Raw genomic sequence first — 16339 nt, 5'->3', positions numbered from 1 at the left:
CGAACGCGGCGAGGTCGAGCTGGGTCACTGACGCGTCGAATCCGGACCCTGCGTGTTGTCACGGCGACGCAGCAGCGCATACAGCACCGGCATCACCAGCAGCACCAGCGGCAGCTGCACCAGCATGCCGGAGATGATCGCGATGGCCAGCGGCTGCTGCATCTGCGAACCCCGGCCGATGGCAAGCGCCAGCGGCAGCAGGGTCAGGACCGCCGCCAGCGTGGACATCAGGATCGGCCGGATGCGGTGTTCGCCGGCCGCGTGCAGTGCGGCGTGCAGTTCGTGTTTCTTCTCCGCTTCCTGCAGCTCCGAGAAATAGAAGATCGCCAGCTCGGTGACGATGCCGACGATCATCGTCATGCCCATCATCGCCGAGATGTTGAGCTCGATGCCGGTAACCCACAGCCCCACGAACACGGCGGGAATGGCCAGCAGCGGCATCGCCAGGATGGTGATGGCCACGCGGAAACTTTCGTACAGGAACAGCAGCAGGGTGAACACCAGCGCGATCGCCGCCGCCATCACGATCATCAATCCGCGAAACGCCTGTTGCTGCTGCTGATAAGTGCCGCCCAGCTGATAGACCACGCCCCTGGGCAGCAGGCCCGGGGTGCTCATCACCTTTTTCACATCGGCGACGGCGGCGCCCAGGCTGCGGCCGCTGAGGCGGCCGGTCACCGAGACCGTCCGCTTCAGGTTGATCCGCGTGATCTCCGGCTGGCCCTGCACGGGGGTGATGGTGGCCACGCGCGACAGCGGCACCATGTGGCCATCGGGGGCGCGGATCAGCAACTGGTCGATCTGCTCGATGCGCCGATGCGCGCTTTCCGGCAGCCGCACGCGCACGCCCACCAGCTTGTCGCCCTCGGGCATGCTGGCGGCGGCCGTGCCGTCGACTGCCGCGGCCACCTGGTCGGTGACGCTGACCGGGTCGAGCCCTTCGAGTGCGGCCCTGGTTTCGTCCACCTTGATGGTCAGCGCATCGCCGGCCGGGTTGATGCCGTCGAGCACGCTGACCACGCCATCGATCCTGCTGATTTTCGCCGCGACTTTTTTCGCGGTGGCGTTCAAGGTGGCGGCGTCGGCGCCGGAAAGCTGCACGTCGATCGGTTGCGGCACCGCGACCAGGTCGCCGATCAGGTCCTCCATCAACTGCGCCACGTCGACGTCCAGCCCCGGCACCTGCTTTTCTATCTGGCTGCGTACCGTTTCCATCACCAGCTCGGTCGAGGGCCGCGCGCCGTTCTTCAGGCGCACGAAGAAATCACCGGTGTTCGCTTCGGTCAGGCCGCCGCCGAGTTGCAGGCCGGTGCGCCGCGAGTAGGTGTCGACGTGGGGATTGGCGCGGATGATGGTTTCGACCTGGTGCAGCAGGCGGTCGGTTTCCTCCAGCGAGGTGCCCGGCGGCGACAGGTAATCGAGGATGAAACCGCCCTCGTCCATCTTCGGCATGAAGCCGGAGCCGACCTGGGTGAAAGCCAGGCCGCCAAGCGCGAGCAGCGGGACGATGATGACCAGCACCAGCCACGGCCGCTTCAACCCGCGCGCCAGCGTGTTCTGGTAGCCGGCCATCATGCGGCGGGCGAATCGGTCTTGCGTGGGCTCGGCAAGATGTTTCCGATCGAGAAAGCGCTCGGCCAGCAGGGGCACCGCCACCCAGGTCAGCAGGTAGGAAATGATCAGCGCGCTGGCCATGGTCAGCGACAGCGCCTTGAAGAACGCGCCGGTAACGCCGGTCAGGAACGCCAGCGGCAGGAAGATCACGATGGTGGCGGCGCTGGAACCGCTCAGCGGCCGGGTGAATTCCCACGCCGCTTCGGCCACGCGTTGGTGGATCTCGCCAGCACCGCCGGCAACCCGGCGCATGATGTGTTCCAGCATCACGATGATGTCGTCGATGATCAGGCCTACGGCGGCCGCCATGCCACCCAGGGTCATCATGTTGAAACTCATGCCCAGCACGGACAGCAGCAGCACGGTGATGGCCAGCACCGCCGGCACCACGATCAGCGCGATCAGGATCACCCGCGTGTTGCGCAGGAACACGAACAGCACCAGCCCCGCCAGCACGATGCCGATAAGGATCGCATCACGCACGCTGCCGGCCGCCGCCGTCACCAGCTGGGTCTGGTCGTACCAGTTGGCGATGTGCACGCCCGCGGGCAGTTGTGGCGCGTAGTCGGCCAGCCTCTGCCTCACGTCCCTGGCGATCTGCACGCTGTTGCCGCCGGGTTGCTGATAGACCTGCAGCAGCACCGCGTTCTGGCCGTCGGCGTTGACCCGGATCCACTGCGGCACATGGCCGAGGCTGACCCGCGCCACATCCTTCAGGCGAATGACGCCACCCAGGTTCGCCCGCACCACGATGTCGCCCAGCGCGGCAAGCGTGGTCGGTTGGTTGTCGGCCAGCAGCAGGTACAGCTTGTAGTGATCCGACACGCGGCCCATCGCCTGGATCGTGGCCGCGTGGCTCACCGCCGTGGTCACGTCGGCCAGGCTCAGGTCCAGCGCGCGCAACTTCTGCGGGTCCACGTCGGCATGGAATTCGGCCGCGGCGCCGCCTTGCACGTCGACGTTCGCCACACCGGTGACGGAGCTGAGCAACGGCCGCAACTGGTACTGGGCCAGGTCATGCAGGTCGCTTGGCGACAGCGTGTGCGAGCGCAGGCTGAAGCCGAGTTCGGGGAAGGTGGTGGGGTCCATCCGCCGGGTGGTCAGCTGCGTGCCGGCGGGCAGCTGCGCCAGCACCTGGCTGGCGGCGCCGTTGATCTCCTGCAGCGCCGCGTTCATGTCGAAGCCCCAGTCGAAACTGACCTCGATCTGCGCACTGCCGCGGCTGGTGGTGGACTTCACATCGCGCACGCCACGTACCCGACGCACCGCCACTTCAACCGGCGTGGTCACCTGGATGGCCATCTGGTCGGCTGGCCGGTCGCCCGCATCGAGGCTCATCTGCACCCGCGGAAAGGCGACGTCGGGAAACAGCGCCACCGGCATGAAGAACGCGCTGGCGATGCCGCCCACGGCCAGCATGAAAACCAGGAACAGCAACGAGCGGCGATGCCGCTGCATCCACAGGCTGAAGTTCACGTCGACGAACTCGAGCTGGCTGGGGGCTGCATGGCGGCGGCCGCTACGCCCTCCTTCGGCGCGCCGACCGTTACCGCGTCACCATCACCGAGTTCGTAGACGCCAAGCACCACGATCGGCGCACGTGGGTCGATCGATCCCTGCACCCCGACGGTGTCGCCATCGGGGCTGCGCACCGTCACGTCGACGCGCTTGGCGTGGCCATCGTGCACCTGAAACAGATAGTCGCCCTGGTCGTCGTGCAGCACGGCCTTGCGCGGCACGGCCCATGCGCGGAAATCGCCGGCGTCGATCTGCGCCGTCACGGCCGTGCCGGCCAGCAGCCTGGTGCCCGTACTGGCTGGCAGCTCGACCTGCGCGGGCAGCAGATGGCTCTGCGGATCGATGGATTGGCCGATCATGCGCAGCGTGCCGACAAAAGTTTCCGCGGGCGCGTAGACGTTTTTCAATTGCACCGGCATGCCCGCCTTCAGCTTCCCGCCGCTTTGCGGCTGCACGCCGAGTTGCGCCACCAGGGCTTGCGCCGGCGTGAAATCCAGCAGCGGCGCGTTCGCCGCCACGCGCTCACCCATGCCCACGCGCAACGCGGTCACCACACCGTCGGCCGGTGCCGTTACCGCTTCGCTGGCGCTGCTGCCGCCGATAGCCTTCTGGGCCTCCAGTGCGGCCTGCGCATCAGCCAGGCTCTTGCGGGCGGCGGCCAGCTGGGATTGCGTGGCCAGCCGCTGCACGACAAGTTTTTCGGTGCGCTGCAGGTCGCCGCGCGCCAGGTCCAGCGCTGTCTGCGCCTGCTGGAAGGCCTGGCGCGTGGTCGGGTCGGGACTGATGGTCAACAGCGTCCCGCCACGCTGCACGCGTTGCCCCGCATTGGCGGCCACGCTGACGACCTGACCGCCATGGGCCAGGCTCAAGGTGCGCGCGCGGTTCGGATCGCCTACGGCCGTGCCGATGGCCTCGATCGTGTCGTGGAACAGCTGCTGCCGCGGCGTCATGGTGGTGACAGTCACCGTGTTGCTGTCGTCAGTGGGCTGGGGTGTGCTGGCGCCGTCGCAGCCGGCCAGCAAGCCGAGCACGGCCAGGGCGCCGAGGTATGAGGTCAGGCGACGGCGAATCATGGGGAAGATTTCCTGGCGGCGGGAATGTCGGTGCTGCCCAGCAGCGCCTGCAGTGCAACGGCAGCGTTGGCGCGCTGCTGACGGAAGCCGAGCAGATCGAGGTCGGCGCTGAGCGCGTTGCTGCGGATGGCAAGGTAGGTGGGCCAATCCAGCAACTGCCCGCGCCACGCCGTTTCGGCTGCGCGGCGCGCCGCGTCCAGCTGGCCAACGTGGGCGACGAGTGGCGCGCGTTGCGCATCCAGCGTGGCCAGGTCGGCCTGCAACCGCGCCACGTCGCTGCGGGCGGTGAGCACGCGCTCGTCGTACGCATCCTTCAGCTGCACGCGGGTGGCGCGTTCGATCGCGATGTTGCCGCGGTTGCGGTTGAACAAGGGCAGGTTGATGCCGATGCTGAAACCCTTGGTGTACACGGCGCTGGTGTCGCGTGCGGTGTTGAAGCCCAGCGTAAGCGCAGGGAATTGCGCCAGGATGGCGCCGCGCAGCGCGGCGTCCTGCGCCGCATAGCCGGCCTTCAGCGCGAGCAGGTCCGGCCGCCGCGCGGGCAGGTCGGTCAATGCCTGCTGGATTTGCGCGGCAGTGGGTTCAACGGGATCGGTACCCTCCACCAGTTCGATCGGCGCGCTGGCGGCCAGCCCCAGCAACACGTGCAGATCGCTCTGCGCCTGGTGCAATTGTGTTGCCGTGTCGCCGAGACGTTTGCGCACGTCGGCGTCGGCATTGAGCCCGGCGCTGGCCGTGTCGTAGCTGAGGTTGCCTTCTTGCAGCGCCATTTGCACATGGCGGTCCACCGGCGCCAGCGCATCCGCTTCCAGCTGCAACCGATGTTGTTGCGCGCGCAACGCGACGACTTGGTCGAACAGCTGGCGCGCCTGCGTCACCGTCTGCCATTCCACCCACAGCAGCTCGAGGTTGACCTGCTCGACGTGGCTGCGCGCCTCGGCTGTGCGCGAGGAGCGCGTGAGCAGCGCGCTGATGTCCTCGCTGATGCCGAGGTTGAATGCCTTGCTCAGGCCCGGCCCGGAGTGCTGCGGAAAATCCGCACCCAGACTCAGCTGCGGGTCGGGCAGCAGGCCGGCCGCGAACGCCTGCGCGCGGGCCAGCCCCAGTTCGTCGCGCCGGAGTTTCAGCGCCGGGCTGTTCGCCACCGCCAGCATCGCCACCTCGGTTGCATCCAGGCCATCGGACGGATCGAAGCGATGGGTCGACAGCGCGGGCAGCGGCATCGCCGACGTCGGCGTCGTGAGTTGCGCCACGCTGGATGCGCCGTGCCCGTCGCCCAGCGGCAGTGCGGAGTAGGTGGCGCAGCCGGTCAGGATCAGCATGGTGCCGATCAACAGGCCTATGCGGATGCCGTGGCGAAGTGAACGGCTGCGAACGGCCGGGCGCGGGCGCACGGCGGTGGGTGTCGCGACCGGATCGGTACGCGTGCGACGAGGGTTGGCGTGCGGCGGGCGGATTCTGGTGGTCACGTGAAATGATGGATGAAGCCGATCTGGAAGCCGCCTGGCAGCCATTCGATGATCAGTGGCGATTGTCGAGGCCGAACAACAGGATTGGCAGCGCGCATGTCCACACCCTCCCGGCCAGCAAGCCCGCTGGTTTCTATCGGGCGACGCTACGCGCGCCAGCTTTTCGTTGGCTTAGAAACCAGGAAAGGCGCAGGAAGGCAGCCTTCCTAAGCTTTGCTGGACTGCTGCCGATGTGAGCTCGCGATGCCCGTATCCGGCTGGACCATCCTGTGCGATTTCGACGGCACCATTTCCGTCGAGGACGTGATCGACTCGCTGCTCGATCGTTTCGGCCGACCCGGTTGGGAAGTGCTGGAGCAGAACTGGCGCGCCAGCCGCATCGGCTCGTGCGAAGGCATGGCCGGCCAGGTCGACCTGCTGCAGATGAGCCGCACCCAGGTCGAGCACGCGGATACGTTCGGCCAGGCCATCGCGTGCGGTCACCACCAATACCGGCATGCTGGTGCCGCGACTGCGCAACCTGCGCAACACTTCGCTGCCGTCGAGCGCGGGCAGGCCCAGGTCCAGTACCACCATGTCGTAGTCGTGCTCGCGCAGCGCCGCATCGGCGAGATTGCCGCGTGCGGCGTGATCCACGGTGTGGCCGCCATGGCGCAGCGCCGCACTGATGCCTTCGGCGATGGAGCCATCGTCCTCGGCCCAGAAGAATTCGCATGGGTTACCCCGCAGGGTGGGAAACCACGGACTGTTTCAGGGCGTTTGAAGTTGAGATTGATTCTTATTTACTGTCTAATATGCACTAGTCGGCGCGCTCGCCCCGAGGCGAGTGTGCGCTCATCCTGACCCTGCCTGTTCGCCGCAGTTCCCGGCGTGAGTGCGGGTGTGCGAACTACGGATAACCATGGCTCAGCTGCAAGCATCTGCCGATTCAATTCGCCCGCAACGCCGTGCGTTCTGGATGCGCCAGCTCTATCAATGGCACTGGATCAGCTCGGCGCTGTGCCTGATCGGTCTGCTGCTGTTCGCGCTGACCGGCATCACCCTGAATCACGCGCGGCAGATCGAGGCCACGCCGAAGGTCGTCGACCGCGCGGCGACGTTGCCGCCGGCGCTGCTGGCGATGGTGACGGGCGAGGATGCGCGCAAGGCGGCGCCGCTACCGGACGCGGTGGCCGACTGGCTGGATGAATCCCTGTCGGCCCATGTTGCCGGCCATGCGGGCGAATGGTCGGCGGACGAGATCTATCTGTCGCTGCCGCGCCCCGGCGGCGATGGCTGGCTCAGCATCGATCGCGCCAGCGGCGCGGTGGAATTCGAGGTGACCCGTCGCGGCGCGGTGGCCTACCTCAACGACCTGCACAAGGGCCGGCATGCCGGGCCGGTGTGGGGCTGGTTCATCGATGTCTTCGCGCTGGCCTGCCTGGTGTTTTCGATCACCGGGCTGTTCCTGCTGAAGTTCCACGCCGCGCGCCGCGCATCCACCTGGCCGCTGGTGGCGCTGGGGTTGGTGCTGCCCGCGTTGCTGGCGCTGCTTTTCATTCACTGACGAGGCCCACGCCTATGCGTCGTTTGCTGTGTTGCACCCTCGCGCTGTTGCTGGCCACGCCGCTGGCGGCGGCCGAGCTGGACCTTACCGTGCAGATTCCGGAGCAGAAGGTCGCCGAGTACCACCGGCCCTACGCCGCCATCTGGATCGAGCGCTCCGACCGCAGCGTGGCCGCCCAGCTCGCGGCGTGGTACGCGCAGAAAGACAGCAAGGAAGGCGCCGGCACCAAGTGGCTACCCGACCTGCGCCAATGGTGGCGACGCGGTGGCCGCGAACTGTCGCTGCCGGTCGATGGCGTGTCCGGCGCCACCCGGCCGGCCGGACAGTACCAGCTGAAGTTCGTCGACGGCCAGGCGCCGCTGGGCACGCTGGCGCCGGGCGATTACACGCTGGTGGTCGAGGCCGCGCGCGAGGTCGGTGGCCGCGAAGTGGTGCGCTTGCCGTTCACCTGGCCGGTCAGCGCCACCCAACACCTGAGCGCGCAAGGCAGCAGCGAACTCGGCGCCGTCAGTCTCGACCTCAACCCCTAGAACATGCCGAACCCTGGAGCGAACATGCACAAGCGCACACTGAAGTGGATCGTCCTTGCCGCCGCCATCGCCACGCCGCTGGCGGCCCAGGCGCACAAGATGTGGATGGTGCCCTCGGCCACCAACGTGGCTGGCGCCGATCCGTGGGTAACGGTGGATGCGGCGATCTCCAACGACCTGTTTTTTCCCGACCACCATGCGGCTCCGCTGGAGCAGCTGGTGATCACCGCACCGGACGGCCAGACGGCCAAACCGCAGAACGCGGCCACCGGCAAGTACCGCAGCGTGTTCGACGTCGAGCTGAGCCAGCAAGGCACCTACAAGCTGGCGCTGGTGAACCGGGGCCTGTTCGCCCGTTATGAGTTGAACGGCCAGAAGAAGCGCTGGCGCGGCGATGCCGCTGAGCTGGCCACGGCGATTCCTGCAGGCGCGAAGGACGTCGAGGTCACCGCCTCCAGCAGTCGCGTGGAAACCTTCGTCACCAACGGCAAGCCCAACGCCACCGCGCTGAAGCCCAGCGGGCAGGGGCTGGAACTGTTGCCGGTTTCCGGCGTTACCGATCTGGTGGAAGGCGAGCCGGCCACGTTCCAGTTGCTGCTGGACGGCAAGCCGGCCGCGGGCCTCAAGGTCAGCGCCATCGCCGGCGCCACCCGTTACCGCAATGCGCAGGAGGAGATGACCGCGCAGACCGGTGCGGACGGCCGGTTCACGCTGACCTGGCCGCACCCGGGCATGTATTGGGTCAACGCGGCCACGCAGGACGACAAGGCCGGCGTGAAGCAGGCCAGCAAGCGCCGGCTGTCGTACACCGCCACGCTCGAGGTCTTGCCCGAGTAATCGATGATGCGGTTCCGTCTGCTCGCCTGCCTGGTTTTCCTCATTGCACTGATTGCGGCCGCACCCGTCGCGGCGGCGGAACTGCAGCGCCTGCATGGGCGCACCATGGGCACCACCTGGTCGGTACTGGTGGTGCTGTCGCCGACGCACGCCACGGACGTGTTGCAGCGGGGCATCCAGGCTGAGCTGGATCGGGTGGATGGCCAGATGAGCACGTACAAGCCGGACTCCGACCTGTCGCGCTTCAACCGCGCGCCGGCCGGCAGCTGGCAGCAGCTGCCGCCGGAATTCTTCACCGTGCTGCGGCATGCGCTGCAACTGGCGAAGGACAGCGACGGCGCTTACGACCCCACCGTGGGGCCGCTGGTGAACCTGTGGGGTTTCGGCCCCGACCAGCGCCCGCGTCATCCACCCACGGTGCAGGCGATCGCAGCGGCGCAAACGCGGGTGGGCTGGTGGAAAGTGCAGACCGATCCTGCCACCCGCCGCGTGCGCCAGCCGGGCAACGTGTACCTGGATCTGTCCGCGGTGGCCAAGGGCTATGGCGTGGATCAGGTCGCGCGCTACCTGCAGCGGATGGGCGTGGGCGCGTACCTGGTGGAAGTGGGCGGCGAGCTGCGGGCGCATGGACGCAAGCCGGACGGCAGCGTGTGGCGGGTGGGCATCGAGCGGCCGGACGCGGCAGCCGGCGCGGTGGTCGATGCCGATGAACTGATCGACACGGTCTCACTGGACGAGCACGCCATCGCCACCTCGGGCGACTACCGCCACGTGTTCGAGGACGGCGGCCGCTACTACTCGCACCACATCGATCCGCGCAGCGGCTACCCGGTGCCGCACGAAGTGGCTTCGGTGAGCGTGCTGGCGGACGAGTGCATGCAGGCCGATCCGCTGGGCACCACGCTCAGCGTGATGGGCGCCGACAAGGGCATGGCGTACGCGCGGGCGCACGGGCTGGCCGTGTTGATGATCGTGCGAACGGCAGACGGTTTCGTGCAGCGGATGTCGCCGGCATTCGCTGCGGCGGTGCGCCGATGAAACGCGATCACGACACGTTCGGCCGGCTGGCCGCCGTCAGCAACGGCATGTTGCTGGCGACGTTCGGCCTGCTGGCCGCACTGCTGTGGTACTGCCGCGTCGAAGTGGTGCAGTGGCACGATCCGGGCCGCCACTGCTGGCTGGCTGCGGCAGGATTGCTGGGCAGCTGGATGGCGCTGGTGGGCTGGTTCCGTCACCGCCGCGGACGGACCGAAGGCGGTGAAACCGTAGCGGCCGCCCCGGCAGCGCAAACCGCCGTGGCACCCGTGCCGGCCGCGGCGGATACGGTGCGCGTGTTCTACGCCAGCCAGACCGGCCTGGCCGAGCAACTGGCGCGGCAAACCTGGCAAAGCCTGCAAACGGCGGGCGTGCCGTCGCGCGTGGATGCCATCGACGCGTCGACCGTGGCGGCCCTGCGCGATACCTCGCGTGCGCTGTTCGTGGTCAGTACCACCGGTGATGGCGAGCCGCCGGACATGGCCGTCGCCTTCGCCCATCAGGCGATGGCGAACGCGGCGGATCTGGCCGGCGTGCGTTACGGCCTGCTGGCGCTGGGCGACAGCGACTACGACGAGTTCTGCGGTTTCGGCCGCCAGTTGCAGCGCTGGCTGCGGGCCAGCGGCGCGCAGGCGCTGTTCGATCCGGTGGAAGTGGACGACGAGGACGCCGCCGCGCTGCGCCACTGGCAGCACCATCTGGCCGCGCTGTGCGACGTGCGCGACCTGCCGGATTGGCAGCCGCCGCGCTATCAGCCATGGCAGCTGGCGGAACGGCAACTACTCAATGCCGGCAGCCTGGGCGGCCCCTGCTTCCATCTGGCCTTGCGACCGCTGCACGGCGCGGCGTCGTGGCAGGCTGGCGACCTGGTGGACATCGGGCCGCGGCATGCGCCCGCCGACGTGGTGCAGTGGCTGTCGGCGCACGCGCTCGACGGCAACGCCATGGTGATGTTTGGAAAGGAATCACTGACCCTGTCCAGCCTGCTGGCACGCTGTCGCCTGCCGGCGCCCGGCGAGATGACGGGGCTGGACGAGGCTGCGGTGGCGGCCCGGCTGCAACTGTTGCCGCACCGCGAATATTCGATCGCCTCGGTACCGGCCGATGGTGCCATCCACCTGCTGGTGCGCCAGCAGAACACGCCGGATGGAACGCCGGGCATTGGCTCGGGCTGGCTGACCATGCATGCGCCGATCGGAAGCGAGATCGCCTTGCGCGTGCGCCGCAACGCCGCCTTCCATGCGCCCGCCGATGCGCGGCCGCTGATCCTGATCGGCAACGGCACCGGCATGGCCGCCCTGCGCGCGTTGCTGAAGGAGCGGATCGACGCGGGCCGCTACCGCAACTGGCTGCTGTACGGCGAGCGCCAGCAGGCGCACGACTTGCCCTACCGCGACGAGATCAACCGCTGGCTGGCTCAGGGCCAGCTGGAACGCGCGGATTTTGCCTGGTCGCGCGAACAGGCCGAGCGCATCTACGTGCAGCGGCGCCTGCATGAGCAGGCGGGCACGTTGCGCGAATGGGTGGCCGCCGGGGCGGCGATCCAGGTCTGCGGCAGCCTGCAGGGCATGGCGCCGGCGGTGGATGCGGTGTTGTGCGAGGTGCTGGGTGAGACGGCCGTCGAGCAGTTGCGCGAAACAGGCCGCTATCGCCGCGACGTTTACTGAAGCGCGCGGCGCTTACGCGTAGGCGCGGCGATGCTCGCGATGGGGCGGGTAGTAGGCAAACACGTGGCTGTGGCTGCCGTAGAAATCCATGTCTTCGATATGCTCGCCGCCGAGCCGTTCGGCGAGGCGGTCGGAGGCTTCGTTGCCGATCCGCACCAGGCTGATCACCCGCGGCGCGTGCAGGCGGTTCCACACGAAATCCAGCGCGGCGTTGCCTGCCTCGGTGGCGTAACCCATGTGCTGGTGTTCGGGTTTCAACATCCAGCCCAGCTCCAGGTCGGGCCAGCCTTCCGGGTACATGAAACCCACGCGGCCGATGAACTCGCCGGTGCTTTTCAGCTCCAGCGCCCACATGCCGCAACCGCGCAACTGCCAGTGGCCCAGCAGCATCGCCAGCGAACGCCAGGCGTTGGTGCGGTCCAGCGGTTGGCCGTCGCCGACCCAGCGCGTGCTTTCGGGATTGGCCAGCATGGCGGCGTAATCGTCGAAGTGACGCTCGGTGAGCGCGGTCAGGCGCAAGCGCGCCGTTTGGAGGGTAGGAATGTCAAACATCACGGTCAGCGTCGGTGGCGGCCAGCAAACGGGCCAGCGCCTGGGTAGTGCTGGCAAGACTCTCGTGCCAGGGCAAGCCGGTAATTATCTCACCTGTCACCGAATCGGCAAAATCCTCGCTCTGGCCCGGCGGCAGCAGGTGGCGGTAATCCACCGTCAGCTCGGTTCCTGCGGGCAGGTCGGCCAGCGCGAACACGAAGCCCAGGTGCCATAGCCCGTTTGGCGCGAAGCTGTGGTTGATGTAGCACTCGTCGGGCCAATCCGGCGACAGCGTGTAGCGATCCTCGAACCAGCGCGCGCTGGCGTGCCATTGGGCGCTCAGCGCGGGGGAGGCGGCGATTTCGGCGTGGCGAAAGGTGCGGTCGATGCCGTCGGGCGCGGTCAGCACGCGGCCCGCGGCGACGGGTTCATCGAGAAACAGGCCCTTGCCTGCACCGGGTATGGCGGAGGCGGCAACGTGGTAACGCGGCAGGATCATGTCCAGTACAACGGCAGCAGGGCGCGCGAGTTTAGCGCAGCGGTGCGGTGGGTGGACGTTGGGGTGGCGGGAGCGGGGCGGCGCCTGGTCCGGAGGGGAGGATCAAAAGCGACCCCTCAGCTGAAGCACTCCCTGCGGTCGCCCAGCCCTCCCCTGCTGACGCAGGGGAGGGGGCAAAGGAAAGGGTCACTCCTTGCGAGTGGCGTTCTTGTGCATGGCCGGCGCTGCGGCGGTATCGGCCAGCAGGATGGCGTCGCGGTTGCGCTCGATGGTGGCCTTGCCGATGCCCTTGACGTGGCGCAGGTCGTCGGCCTTCTTGAACGGGCCGTGGGCATCGCGCCAGGCCACGATGGCCTCGGCGCGCGAAGTGCCGATGCCGTCCAGCGACTTGGCAATGGTGGGTGCGTCGGCCTGGTTGATATTGACCGGCGTGGCGGCGAACGCCAGTGCGGGCAGGGAGACCAGGGCGACGAAGGCGAGGGTGGCGAGTTTGCGGATCATGGGTTTGCTCCTTGCGAAAGAATCGAGGCGGCGCCGATGGCCGCCTCCCCACACTGGCCGCTTCGCGCGGCGGGCACAGCCGGACCGCGCGCAGACAGGCCGTGCGCGTCATGCGTGGAGAACTGTGAGGCATGACTTACGACACGTCGGCGCAGGGGCAACATATGCCACTGATAGAATGCGCATTTGCCGCTGTTGGAGTTTCGCGATGGATACTGCCCGCCTTTCCCGCTACGTCGGTGACCTGTGGGATGCCGAAATCGTGCCGCAGTTGGTTGAATACATTCGTATTCCCAACAAGTCGCCGATGTTCGACGCGCAGTGGGCCGAGCACGGCCACATGGATGCGGCGGTGCGGCTGATGGAAACCTGGGCCCGCGCCAAGCTGGAGAAGCTTCCCGGCGCCACCCTGGAAGTGGTGCGGCTGGAAAAGCGTACGCCACTGATCTACATCGACATTCCCGCCTGCGGTGCGAACGGCGCGCCGGCCCCCGGCCAAAGCGACGACACCGTGATGCTGTACGGCCACCTCGACAAGCAACCGGAAATGACCGGCTGGGCCGACGGGCTTGGCCCGTGGACGCCGGTGCTCAAGGGCGACAAGCTGTACGGCCGCGGTGGCGCCGACGACGGCTACGCCATCTTCGGCTCGCTGGCCGCGCTGCTGGCGCTGCACGACCAGGGCATTGCCCATGCCCGCTGCGTGATCATGATCGAGGCCTGCGAGGAGTCGGGCAGTTACGACCTGCCGCATTACGTCGACCACCTGGCCGCCCGCATCGGCAGCCCGTCGCTGGTGGTGTGCCTGGATTCCGGTTGCGGCAACTATGACCAGCTGTGGCTGACCACGTCCTTGCGCGGCATGACCGGCGGCAACCTCACCGTGCAGGTGCTGGAGGAGGGCGTGCATTCGGGCGACGCCTCCGGCGTGGTGCCGTCCAGCTTCCGCATCCTGCGCGACTTGCTGTCGCGGCTGGAGGACCCGGCCACCGGCGCGATCAAGCCGAAGGAACTGTACGTCGACATCCCGCCGCATCGCGTCGAGCAGGCGAAGCATTCGGCCGAGGTGCTGGGCGAGGAAATCTTCAACAAGTTCCCGTGGGTGGAAGGCATGCAGCCGGTCACCGACGACCTGTCCGAGCTGGTGCTCAACCGCACCTGGCGCCCGCAGCTGGCGGTCACCGGCATCGGCGGCATCCCGCCGCTGGAAAGCGCCGGCAACGTGCTGCGCCCGAAGACCGCGGTGAAGCTGAGCCTGCGCGTGCCGCCCACGCTGAGCGGCGCCAAGGCCGGCGAGTTCGTGAAGCAGTTGCTGGAAAAGGACCCGCCGTACGGCGCCAAGGTCAGCTTCGACCTGGAAAAGGACGGCAGCGGCTGGAACGCGCCGGCGCTGTCGCCGTGGCTGGAGCAGGCGGTGGACGACGCCTCGCAGCACTACTTCGGCGCGCCCGCCACCTACATGGGCGAGGGCGGCAGCATCCCGTTCATGGGCATGCTGGGCGAGAAATTCCCCAAGGCGCAGTTCCTGATCACCGGCGTGCTGGGGCCGCATTCCAACGCGCATGGCCCGAACGAGTTCCTGCACATCCCCACCGGCAAGAAGGTGAGCATGGTGGTGGCCGAGGTGGTGGCGCGGCATGGCGAGAACGGCGGCAAGGCGTGACGGCGGAGAAGTGAGCCAAGGGGAGTGAGGGAGGGCACGCGTTACCCGGCTTTCCCTCACTCATCACTCCTCGCTTCAAAGGAGATTCCAACGTTGCCAGACCCCACCTATCTCGCCGCCAACTGGGCCGACGTCCGTCGGCGCGTGGACGAAGCCTGCCATGCCGCCGGGCGCGATCCGGCCGGGGTGACGATCCTGCCGGTCAGCAAGACCTTCGACGCCGAGACCGTTCGCGCCGCGATGGCGCTGGGCTTGCGTCGCTTCGGCGAGAACAGGGTGCAGGAAATCCGCGACAAGGCCGCCGCGCTGGATGGCTGCGGCATCGAGTGGGTGGTGATTGGCCACCTGCAAACCAACAAGGCCCATGACGTGGCGCGGCTGGCCAGCGAAGTGCAGTCGCTGGACCGGCCGCAACTCGCCGTGGCGCTGCACCGCCAACTGGTGGCCGCGGGGCGGGCGATCGACGTGCTGGTGCAGGTCAAGACCGCCGCCGAGGAAAGCAAGTACGGGCTGGAGCCGGCGCAGCTGCCGGCGTTCCTGGACAGCTTGCGCGACTACCCGACGTTGCGCCCGCGCGGGCTGATGACGCTGGCCACCCATTCCGACGATCCGCGCGTGGTTCGCGGCTGTTTCCGCCAGTTGCGCGAGCTGCGCGACCAGGCGGCGGCCCGCGGGCACGATCTGCAGCGGCTGTCGATGGGTATGAGCGGCGATTTCCCGCTGGCGATCGCCGAGGGCGCCACCGAGATACGGATCGGCACGGCGATCTTCGGCCAGCGCCCCCAGCCGACGGTCATACCTGCTGCTGGCTGAAGGCGGTTCGCCGCGATCTCAGCCGGCGTGCGACGATTTTCCCTGTCGAATCAGTCCATTCCAACTGTGCGCGCCGTCTCGGAAACCCGAAACGACGGAGTTCAGTTAACCCGGATCGAACATACGGCCTATCTCCCTTTGCTAAGTTCACCCCTTCGTCACGTCATCGACACCGTTCGGTGACAGTCCGTGAACCGCAAAAGGGGATAGTCCCGCATGCCAAGCCACCGATTGACCGTTGCTGCGGCCGTTGTTGCCGCATCACTCTGCGGTTCGCTGCATGCTGCCGTCACGCATAGCGCCTATATCGATGTTCAGCCCGCCACCACCGCTGCCGCCCCGGCCGTAGCGCCGCTGCCGATCTTCGCCAGCGTGTCCCTGGCTGGCGCCGATGCGGCCGCGTTCCCCGCACTGCTGGCCCACCGCAACGTGGCCCACGTCGCGCCGGTCAAGCCGGACATGGCAACTGCCGCGGACGAAGAGGCGGAAGACGTCGTCGGCGTCACCGACCTGCGCAAGGCCTTGATCGCGATGGCGATGAAGCTGCGCGATACCCGTTATGTACGTGGCGGCCGCGACCCCTCGACCGGTTTCGATTGCAGCGGTTTCGTGCGTTACGTGTTTGCCCACGCGGTGGGCATGCAGTTGCCGACCAATTCCGCGGCGCAGTTCCTGGCCGGGTTGAAGGTCAAGCGCGCCGACATGAAGCCCGGCGACCTGGTGTTCTTCCGCACGAGCGGCAAGCACCGCGTCTCGCACGTGGGCATCTACATCTCCGACGGCCGCTTCATCCATTCGCCCACCACCGGCAAGTCGGTGGAAATCTCCAGCCTGGAGACCGGCTACTGGGCCAAGCGTTTCGTGGGCGCCAAGCGTCCGGAAGCGATGGCGATGGCCGCGCACAACGGTTGATCCACCACCGCCGTCGCACCGCATGAAGCCGCCGCAAGGCGGCTTTTGGTTTTCACGCCCCGCCCGCTGCTTGTGCCATCGTCGTGGCCGCCCCATCTCACTGGGTTGATGCGCGCGCCGGCCACGGCGCG

At 67.8% G+C, this 16339-nt stretch carries 14 protein-coding genes and 2 pseudogenes; 9 read left to right on the top strand and 7 right to left on the bottom strand.

Annotated elements, in window-relative coordinates:
- Positions 1–24: 24 nt before the first annotated feature.
- The 3 genes from ASD22_RS07720 to ASD22_RS07710 are packed head-to-tail and all read right to left on the bottom strand — an operon-like array spanning position 25 to position 5527.
- Positions 25–3090: an efflux RND transporter permease subunit gene (locus tag ASD22_RS07720; RefSeq protein WP_056081380.1), complete on the bottom strand. Its 3066-nt coding sequence runs from the start codon at positions 3088–3090 to the stop codon at positions 25–27.
- The gene (locus ASD22_RS07715; RefSeq protein WP_056081378.1) at positions 3087–4205 is read right to left on the bottom strand and encodes an efflux RND transporter periplasmic adaptor subunit; all 1119 of its coding nucleotides are present in this window, start codon (positions 4203–4205) and stop codon (positions 3087–3089) included. The genes ASD22_RS07720 and ASD22_RS07715 overlap by 4 nt, the downstream gene beginning before the upstream one ends.
- A complete protein-coding gene (locus ASD22_RS07710; protein ID WP_200946345.1) occupies positions 4202–5527 on the bottom strand; it encodes a TolC family protein in 1326 nt (441 codons plus the stop codon). Before ASD22_RS07710 ends, ASD22_RS07715 begins: the two co-directional genes overlap by 4 nt.
- 390 nt (positions 5528–5917) lie before the next feature.
- On the opposite strand from ASD22_RS07710, the pseudogene ASD22_RS16385 reads away from it, so the two are divergent.
- A pseudogene (locus ASD22_RS16385) lies at positions 5918–6118 on the top strand (phosphatase); the annotation flags it as partial.
- Here the strand turns inward: ASD22_RS16385 and ASD22_RS17130 are convergent.
- A pseudogene (locus ASD22_RS17130) lies at positions 6104–6403 on the bottom strand (response regulator); the annotation flags it as partial. The pseudogenes ASD22_RS16385 and ASD22_RS17130 sit on opposite strands and share 15 nt — an antisense overlap.
- A 172-nt stretch (positions 6404–6575) precedes the next feature.
- On the opposite strand from ASD22_RS17130, the gene ASD22_RS07700 reads away from it, so the two are divergent.
- From ASD22_RS07700 to ASD22_RS07680, 5 genes are read left to right on the top strand one after another with little or no spacing between them, the layout of a single operon-like run.
- Positions 6576–7220, top strand: a complete 645-nt coding sequence (locus tag ASD22_RS07700; protein ID WP_056081372.1) for a PepSY-associated TM helix domain-containing protein — start codon at positions 6576–6578, stop codon at positions 7218–7220.
- A 14-nt stretch (positions 7221–7234) separates the two neighbouring features.
- Positions 7235–7750: a DUF2271 domain-containing protein gene (locus tag ASD22_RS07695; protein WP_056081368.1), complete on the top strand. Its 516-nt coding sequence runs from the start codon at positions 7235–7237 to the stop codon at positions 7748–7750.
- Between the two features lie 24 nt (positions 7751–7774).
- Complete coding sequence (locus ASD22_RS07690; RefSeq protein WP_056081365.1) at positions 7775–8587, top strand: DUF4198 domain-containing protein; 813 nt, start codon at positions 7775–7777, stop codon at positions 8585–8587.
- Between the two features lie 3 nt (positions 8588–8590).
- Positions 8591–9625, top strand: a complete 1035-nt coding sequence (locus tag ASD22_RS07685; RefSeq protein ID WP_056081362.1) for an FAD:protein FMN transferase — start codon at positions 8591–8593, stop codon at positions 9623–9625.
- Entirely contained in the window at positions 9622–11289 is a 1668-nt protein-coding gene (locus ASD22_RS07680) for a sulfite reductase flavoprotein subunit alpha (RefSeq protein WP_056081359.1), read from the top strand. Before ASD22_RS07685 ends, ASD22_RS07680 begins: the two co-directional genes overlap by 4 nt.
- Before the next feature lie 12 nt (positions 11290–11301).
- Here ASD22_RS07680 and ASD22_RS07675 read toward each other — a convergent pair whose 3' ends face one another.
- The 3 genes from ASD22_RS07675 to ASD22_RS07665 all read right to left on the bottom strand — a co-directional run bounded on the left by ASD22_RS07675 (position 11302) and on the right by ASD22_RS07665 (position 12820).
- Positions 11302–11841, bottom strand: a complete 540-nt coding sequence (locus tag ASD22_RS07675) for a GNAT family N-acetyltransferase (RefSeq protein ID WP_056081356.1) — start codon at positions 11839–11841, stop codon at positions 11302–11304.
- On the bottom strand, positions 11834–12319 hold the full coding sequence (locus ASD22_RS07670) for an SET domain-containing protein (RefSeq protein ID WP_056081353.1): 486 nt from the start codon (positions 12317–12319) through the stop codon (positions 11834–11836). The genes ASD22_RS07675 and ASD22_RS07670 overlap by 8 nt, the downstream gene beginning before the upstream one ends.
- 186 nt (positions 12320–12505) lie before the next feature.
- The gene (locus tag ASD22_RS07665; protein ID WP_056081351.1) at positions 12506–12820 is read right to left on the bottom strand and encodes a helix-hairpin-helix domain-containing protein; all 315 of its coding nucleotides are present in this window, start codon (positions 12818–12820) and stop codon (positions 12506–12508) included.
- Positions 12821–13028: 208 nt separating this feature from the next.
- On the opposite strand from ASD22_RS07665, the gene ASD22_RS07660 reads away from it, so the two are divergent.
- The 3 genes from ASD22_RS07660 to ASD22_RS07650 all read left to right on the top strand — a co-directional run bounded on the left by ASD22_RS07660 (position 13029) and on the right by ASD22_RS07650 (position 16208).
- Entirely contained in the window at positions 13029–14483 is a 1455-nt protein-coding gene (locus ASD22_RS07660; protein ID WP_056081350.1) for a M20 family metallopeptidase, read from the top strand.
- A 93-nt stretch (positions 14484–14576) separates the two neighbouring features.
- Complete coding sequence (locus tag ASD22_RS07655) at positions 14577–15296, top strand: YggS family pyridoxal phosphate-dependent enzyme (RefSeq protein WP_056081349.1); 720 nt, start codon at positions 14577–14579, stop codon at positions 15294–15296.
- A gap of 216 nt (positions 15297–15512) precedes the next feature.
- On the top strand, positions 15513–16208 hold the full coding sequence (locus ASD22_RS07650; protein ID WP_056081347.1) for a C40 family peptidase: 696 nt from the start codon (positions 15513–15515) through the stop codon (positions 16206–16208).
- The last annotated feature ends 131 nt before the right edge of the window (positions 16209–16339 follow it).

Origin of the sequence: Rhodanobacter sp. Root480 (assembly GCF_001426645.1) — a bacterium.
GTDB lineage: Bacteria > Pseudomonadota > Gammaproteobacteria > Xanthomonadales > Rhodanobacteraceae > Rhodanobacter > Rhodanobacter ginsenosidimutans.
Note: the sequence above shows the minus strand (reverse complement) of the source record. Positions and strands in the feature narration are given on the sequence as shown.